Consider the following 5755-nt stretch of genomic DNA (forward strand, 5'->3'; position numbering starts at 1 on the left):
CCCGCGGGGTGGCCTTGGCAAGACGCACGTACGGAAAGTTCCCACCTTCGGTCACCTTCAGGAGCGCGAGGTCCGTCTTCGGGTCGGTGCCGACCACCTTCGCGTCGAGGGTGCGGCCGTCATCTGCCGCGACTTGGATCTGCCCAGTCTGCTCGACGACATGGTTGTTGGTCACGACATAGCCATCAGCCGAGATGAAGAAGCCAGAGCCCAGCACCATGCCCGAATGGGGCTGCCTGCTCTCGCCGAAGTGGCGGAACAACTCGCGCAGCTGCGGCGGGATCTGGTCCATGTTGTTTGACGGGAGGCTACCCTCGTTCGAGGCGACGTTCTCGATCTTCACTCGCACCGCGACAACAGCCGGTTTCACCTTGTCCACCACATCGGCGAAGGTCGCCGGGAGCTGATCGCGCACTCCGGCTTGGACTGGAGCGGCGGTGGCAGCCGGCGCACTTTGCGCGAAGGCCGGTGTCCGGGATTCAAAACCCACTGTACCGGCAATGGCACCCGATGCGATGATGGCAATGGCCGCAACAGAGGCAAGCCCCCGCTTGGTGCGCGCCCGAGCCGGGACAGAGTTCGGGTCTGACATAGCATTCACTCCATGAATGAGTTCGGCCGCACGGGCGGCATCAATCTCAATAAAACATCGGGTGGTCCCGCCGCGGTGTCAGCCTGTGAGATCTGACAGAGGCCCGGCTACGACTCGTCGGGTTAACCTCGGATTCGCTATAGGCAGGGCGGGCTCGATGGGCAGGGATTGGGTGATGAAGCCGCAGGTCGAAGATGGTGATCCTGAGGGTCTGAGCCCGGCCGTTGGGTCTACGAAGCCGCGCTCCCTCGACGTGCTTGGCCCCGGTCTGATCACGGGAGCGTCCGATGACGATCCCAGTGGAATCGCCACCTACAGTCAGGCCGGCGCTCAGTTCGGCTACATGCTGACTTGGACGATGCTGTTCAGCTATCCGCTCATGACAGCGGTTCAGATGATCAGCGCCCGCCTGGGGCGCACCACAGGGCACGGCATTGCGGGCGTTCTTCGGACGTACTACCCGACTTGGCTCCTCCAAGTGATTGTGATCCTGCTGCTGATCGCCAATACCATCAATCTCGGGGCGGACCTCGGGGCGATGGCCGATGCCGTCCACTTGCTCCTACCCGGCCCACTGGCGCTCTACGTCGTCGTCTTTGCAGCGGTCTGCGTCTCTGTGCAGGTGTTCCTGCAATACACGCAGTATGTGGCTGTCCTAAAGTGGCTGACATTGGCGCTCTTCGCCTATTTTGCAGTCATGGTCACGACCCACATTGATTGGGCGAAGCTCGCGTCTGGTTTATTCCTTCCAGCGGTGCGATGGGACAAGGAGTATCTGACCGTCATCGTTGCGGTCTTCGGCACCACAATCAGCCCGTATCTCTTTTTCTGGCAGTCGGGCGAGGAGGTAGAGGACATTGGTGCGCACCCGGGCCGTCATGCACTGATCGGTTCTCCGGAGCAGGGTAAGGCCGCTCTGCAGCGCATCAGGATCGATACTTTGGTCGGCATGGCCCTCTCGAACCTCGTTGCACTCGCGATCATGGTCACGACGGCAGCAACGCTGAACGTGAACGGGATCACCGACATCCAGACTTCTGCCCAGGCAGCCGAGGCGCTGCGGCCTATTGCAGGGCGTCTTGCGTTTGTAGTGTTCACGCTTGGGATTGTCGGCACAGGTCTCCTCTCAGTTCCTGTGCTCGCGGGTTCAGCCGCCTATGCCATTGGCGAGGCCTGCGGCTGGCCTGTCGGATTCTCCCGACGACCGCCGCAGGCGAAGGCATTCTATGGCACGGTGGCATTGGCGACCCTGATCGGGACCATCATCGACTTCAGCGAGATTAACCCTATCAAGGCTCTCTTCTGGAGTGCCGTGCTCAACGGCGTGATCGCTGTCCCGGTCATGGCAACCATGATGCTTGTCACGTGCCGCTCGGATATCATGGGCCCCTTTGCCCTGAGAGGGTGGCTTCGTGCTGTCGGCTGGACTGCTACGGGTGTGATGGCCATCATTGTTCTTGCCATGCTCGCCACATCCTTCTGAACCTCTTCGCTTGACGAGAGCACAGCATTGCTCCATCTCAACCTTGTCTTTCCTATCCCGCTTCCGGTGGTCGCTTGCATCCTTGTCGGAAATAATGGAACTGTCGTTAATTTCGTGTGGGGCCATTACGATGACTCACCCACAGTAACGCTGGCGCAGTGCGTGTTCGTCATCTGGGGAGCTTGGCGCATGCAACCAGGACCAGGATACTTCCCTCGCCTTGATGGCTTGGACGCAGCACGCAGCCAACATGCTTGATCGTGACGATCAGGTTAGGCTCCTCAGGATGAGGAAGGTGACGCCGAGCGCCGCTGGTTCTAAGTGGTGCATCCGCCATGTTCAGGGGTATAATCACGGCTTGCTGGCCTGCTGGCGGAGGTGACCGATGGCACCAGTCTGCTTACGGGAAATGACCGCTGCTGAGCATGCGGCGGTCCAAAAGTTGGCCCACTCCCACACGGCTCCGGCCCAACGCGTGCAACGCGCCCAAATCGTCTGGCGGGCCAATCGCGGCGAGAGCGCATCAGCCATTGCAGCCCGCCTGGGTCTTGATGGCGAGACCGTGCGCAAGCGCATCCGCCGTTTCAATGCGGAAGGCTTGGAAGCGCTCAAGGACCGACATCGCTCGGGGCGCCGACCAACCTACACGCCCGAGCAGACAGCCACCGTGATTGCGAGTGCGTTGATCAAGCCTCAGACGCTGGGACTGCCGTTTGCGGCCTGGACGCTGGATCGACTGGCCGCCGCTCTACACTCTACTGGAATGCACATCGCCATCCCTTCGTCTGGGGACAACGCCGCCGCCATCGCCCACGCCGCTCGCCCGGGATCGCCTTCCTGCCTAGGGCCGCATGACTTCCCGGATGCACCACTTAGATCTCCGGGTCGTGCCAAAGTCGCCGAACACATTGGCGAGCGTGGCGCCCCCCGGCGGCCATCGTCTGACGGGCATGCTCAGCTGACATCTGGTAGTATCCTGAGTGACAGTGATGTGGGACAGGCGGCCGTCGGCTGCGCTGGAGAGGTCTGGAAATGACGATCACCATTTGATACCACCATCATGGACCTACAGCCGGGATTTGACCTCGATGCTGTCTCCCTCACGTTCGAGCCAAGGCATCCGCGGACGTGCCTTGCAGGTCAACGGCGCGTGCTTCCCGCCCGAACATCGCCAAGGCCGCAACGACAATGGCCGCCAGCCCGGCTGTCCAAGCCAGCGCGAGGGCGTAGTTGCCGCCATGAGCGGCAGCCACAGAGGCTTGCACGGTCGCGTTGCTGGCAGCAAGAAAGTTACCAAGCTGATAGACGAGACCCGGAAATGTCCCCCGGGCGTCCGGAGGCGAGAGCTCGTTCAGGTGCGCCGGCACGACACCCCAGGCGCCTTGCACCGCGATCTGCATCAGAAAGGCTCCCAAGGCCAGCATTAGAGGTGTGGTCGACAAGGCCCACAGGGGGATCACCGGGAGCACGCACAAGGCTGCGATGGTAATGACATATCGGCGCCCGAAGCGCTCGGAGAGCATGCCACAGACAATGCCGCCGATGATGGCCCCGATATTGTAGATAATGGCGACCCATCCGACAGTCGGCGCATCAAGCCCGCGCTGAACCGAAAGGAAGGTGGGATAGAGATCCTGCGTTCCATGGCTCAGGAAGTTGAAGGCCGTCATCAGAATCAGTGCGTAGATCACGAGTCCGCCGTTCTGGCGCAGCACGTCGCGGAAGGGGCGCCTCGCTTTGGACGCTTCGGCGGAAAAGAGTGGCGATTCGGGGACGTTCCTGCGGATGAAGAGGATCAGGAGCGCCGGAACAGCACCGAGCATCAGCATTCCGCGCCAACCGATGTGAGGATAAAGGGTCGCATAGGCGAGCGCTGCCAGCAGATATCCGGTCGGGTAGCCGGCCTGGAGAAGCCCCGACACCGCCCCGCGTGCCCGTGCCGGGATCGACTCCATGGTGAGCGAGGCACCGACACCCCACTCGCCCCCCATGGCCACCCCGAACAATGCCCGCAGCACCAGCAGGACGGCTAGGCTCGGTGCAAAGCCCGACGCGAACCCGAGCACTGAATAAAGCAGAACATCGATCATCAATGTCGGGCGTCGGCCATAGCGGTCGGCAAGCCGCCCGAAGATGAGTGCCCCAAGCGGGCGCATGCCGAGGGTCAGCAGGATCATGATGCTGACGGCCGTGATGTCTGTCCCAAAGGCCTGGGCGATGTCATTGAGAACGAACACCAGCAGGAAAAAATCAAAGGCGTCGAGGGTCCATCCGAGAAACGTCGCCACGACCACGTTGCGCTGCTGTGCCGTGAGGGACCGGAGATCCGCGACTGGTCCAATCATGTTCTCCTCCCTGGTGCTTCGGAAGCAGTCCTCCACTCCAGCCCGCAAGCAAGCCTCTCGCGATTGCATATCGACCGGACGTACTGCGTCACATGTAAGGATCTAGAGCAAACCGGTGCGGCGATCCCCTGTCAGATCTCGCAGGCTGACGCGCGGCCGAGAACCGGCAATTTCAACGGCAAGGGCACGAGAAGCGAATGGTCTGGACCCGCGCGGACCGGGAGGGGTTTCATCGATCCGATGGCGGTGCTCGTCGTCCGGTCCGGTCAATGTTGGCATTGAGCGGGTCGCAACTGACCGGACGCGAGAATGCGGACAAGCCGACTCACACGCGGTATCCTGGCACGGCAATTACAGTACCAATCGCCAAGCCTGGGCGCGATGACACTGGTGATGATGCTGGTGGCTGCGCCGGCCAGGGCATTCGAGTGTCCGGTTGCGCAACCCGTAACCGACAATGTCGCGATCAAAGAGACGCCCGCACAGATCGCCCAGCTGTCCCAGGCACTGGACGCCGATGAAACCGGCACCGTGACAGAAGGCACGATCTTTGAACTTAAGCAGAAATATGCCAAAGCCACTTTCGCTGAGATCGTCAACTACATGGTGACGGCTTATTGCCCCGTGGTTGCCAAGAATGATTCCTTGAGCGTTGCTGAGAAGAGGAGCCGTTTAGATCGCTATGCGAAATAGGTAGAGGCTCTGGCAGCAAAATGACCTTGAACCAAAGCCGGGGTAGTGCCCGCTCTAAAGCGGTGAGATCTGCTAGGCAGACACGCGCAGCGCAAGCACGATCTTTGCCTCCACCTAGTCGCAATCGTGCAATCGACAACGGAGGTGAGAGTAAGCAGCCTACTCATTCCAGTTGTCGCGCTTGGAGTGTTGTTCCAGGAGCGAGCTTTGCTCACTCGCCTTAGAATTCCAATTGAAGCAGGGGCTTGAGGAAAAGAGCCGAGAATAGGCATCAGCCAAGTCGAGACGCGAGCGGATTATAAAGTGCTTCAAGTCACTCAGGCAGGCCCACCGCTCCCTGTCTTTTCACGATCAAGTAGCAAGCCTCTTCCGCTATCCAGCCAAACTAGCACCACAGACCATCCCACGTCTCACATATTGGTTTTCATGATCTAAGTGTTCAGTCCCGGCATTTGATGGACCGGGTCAAAGGTGAAGCGTTTGGGCTCCTGTGTCCAGCATTTGCAGATGAACTCGTGGGGTGTGAGGCCCCTGAGGGTCTTCAGCCTTCGGCCGAAGTTGTAAGCCGAGATGAAGTCGGCCAGGTGCTGGCGGAGCTGATTGTGGTCGTCGTAATGGAAGCGCTTGACGGTCGCCTCCTTG

6 protein-coding genes are annotated in these 5755 nt (G+C 60.6%); 3 read left to right on the top strand and 3 right to left on the bottom strand.

Going from position 1 to position 5755, the window contains the following annotated elements; all coding sequences use genetic code 11:
- The coding region (locus ACS5Q1_RS46100) for a trypsin-like peptidase domain-containing protein (protein ID WP_473104491.1) at positions 1-592 on the bottom strand (592 nt) is incomplete at its 3' end.
- A 175-nt stretch (positions 593-767) separates the two neighbouring features.
- On the opposite strand from ACS5Q1_RS46100, the gene ACS5Q1_RS46105 reads away from it, so the two are divergent.
- Positions 768-2075 carry an NRAMP family divalent metal transporter gene (locus tag ACS5Q1_RS46105; protein ID WP_473104492.1) on the top strand — a complete coding sequence of 436 codons (1308 nt, stop codon included), beginning with the start codon at positions 768-770 and terminating at the stop codon, positions 2073-2075.
- Positions 2076-2460: 385 nt separating this feature from the next.
- Positions 2461-3111 (top strand): helix-turn-helix domain-containing protein, encoded by a 651-nt coding sequence (locus tag ACS5Q1_RS46110; protein WP_473104493.1) that lies wholly within the window; start codon positions 2461-2463, stop codon positions 3109-3111.
- Between the two features lie 64 nt (positions 3112-3175).
- Here the strand turns inward: ACS5Q1_RS46110 and ACS5Q1_RS46115 are convergent, their stop codons facing one another.
- A complete protein-coding gene (locus ACS5Q1_RS46115; RefSeq protein ID WP_473104496.1) occupies positions 3176-4417 on the bottom strand; it encodes an MFS transporter in 1242 nt (413 codons plus the stop codon).
- 312 nt (positions 4418-4729) lie between these two features.
- On the opposite strand from ACS5Q1_RS46115, the gene ACS5Q1_RS46120 reads away from it, so the two are divergent.
- Complete coding sequence (locus ACS5Q1_RS46120; protein WP_473104494.1) at positions 4730-5113, top strand: hypothetical protein; 384 nt, start codon at positions 4730-4732, stop codon at positions 5111-5113.
- 431 nt (positions 5114-5544) lie between these two features.
- Here ACS5Q1_RS46120 and ACS5Q1_RS46125 read toward each other — a convergent pair.
- The coding region (locus ACS5Q1_RS46125; RefSeq protein WP_473104495.1) for an IS3 family transposase at positions 5545-5755 on the bottom strand (211 nt) is incomplete at its 5' end.

It is taken from the genome of Microvirga sp. GN3, assembly GCF_055792825.1.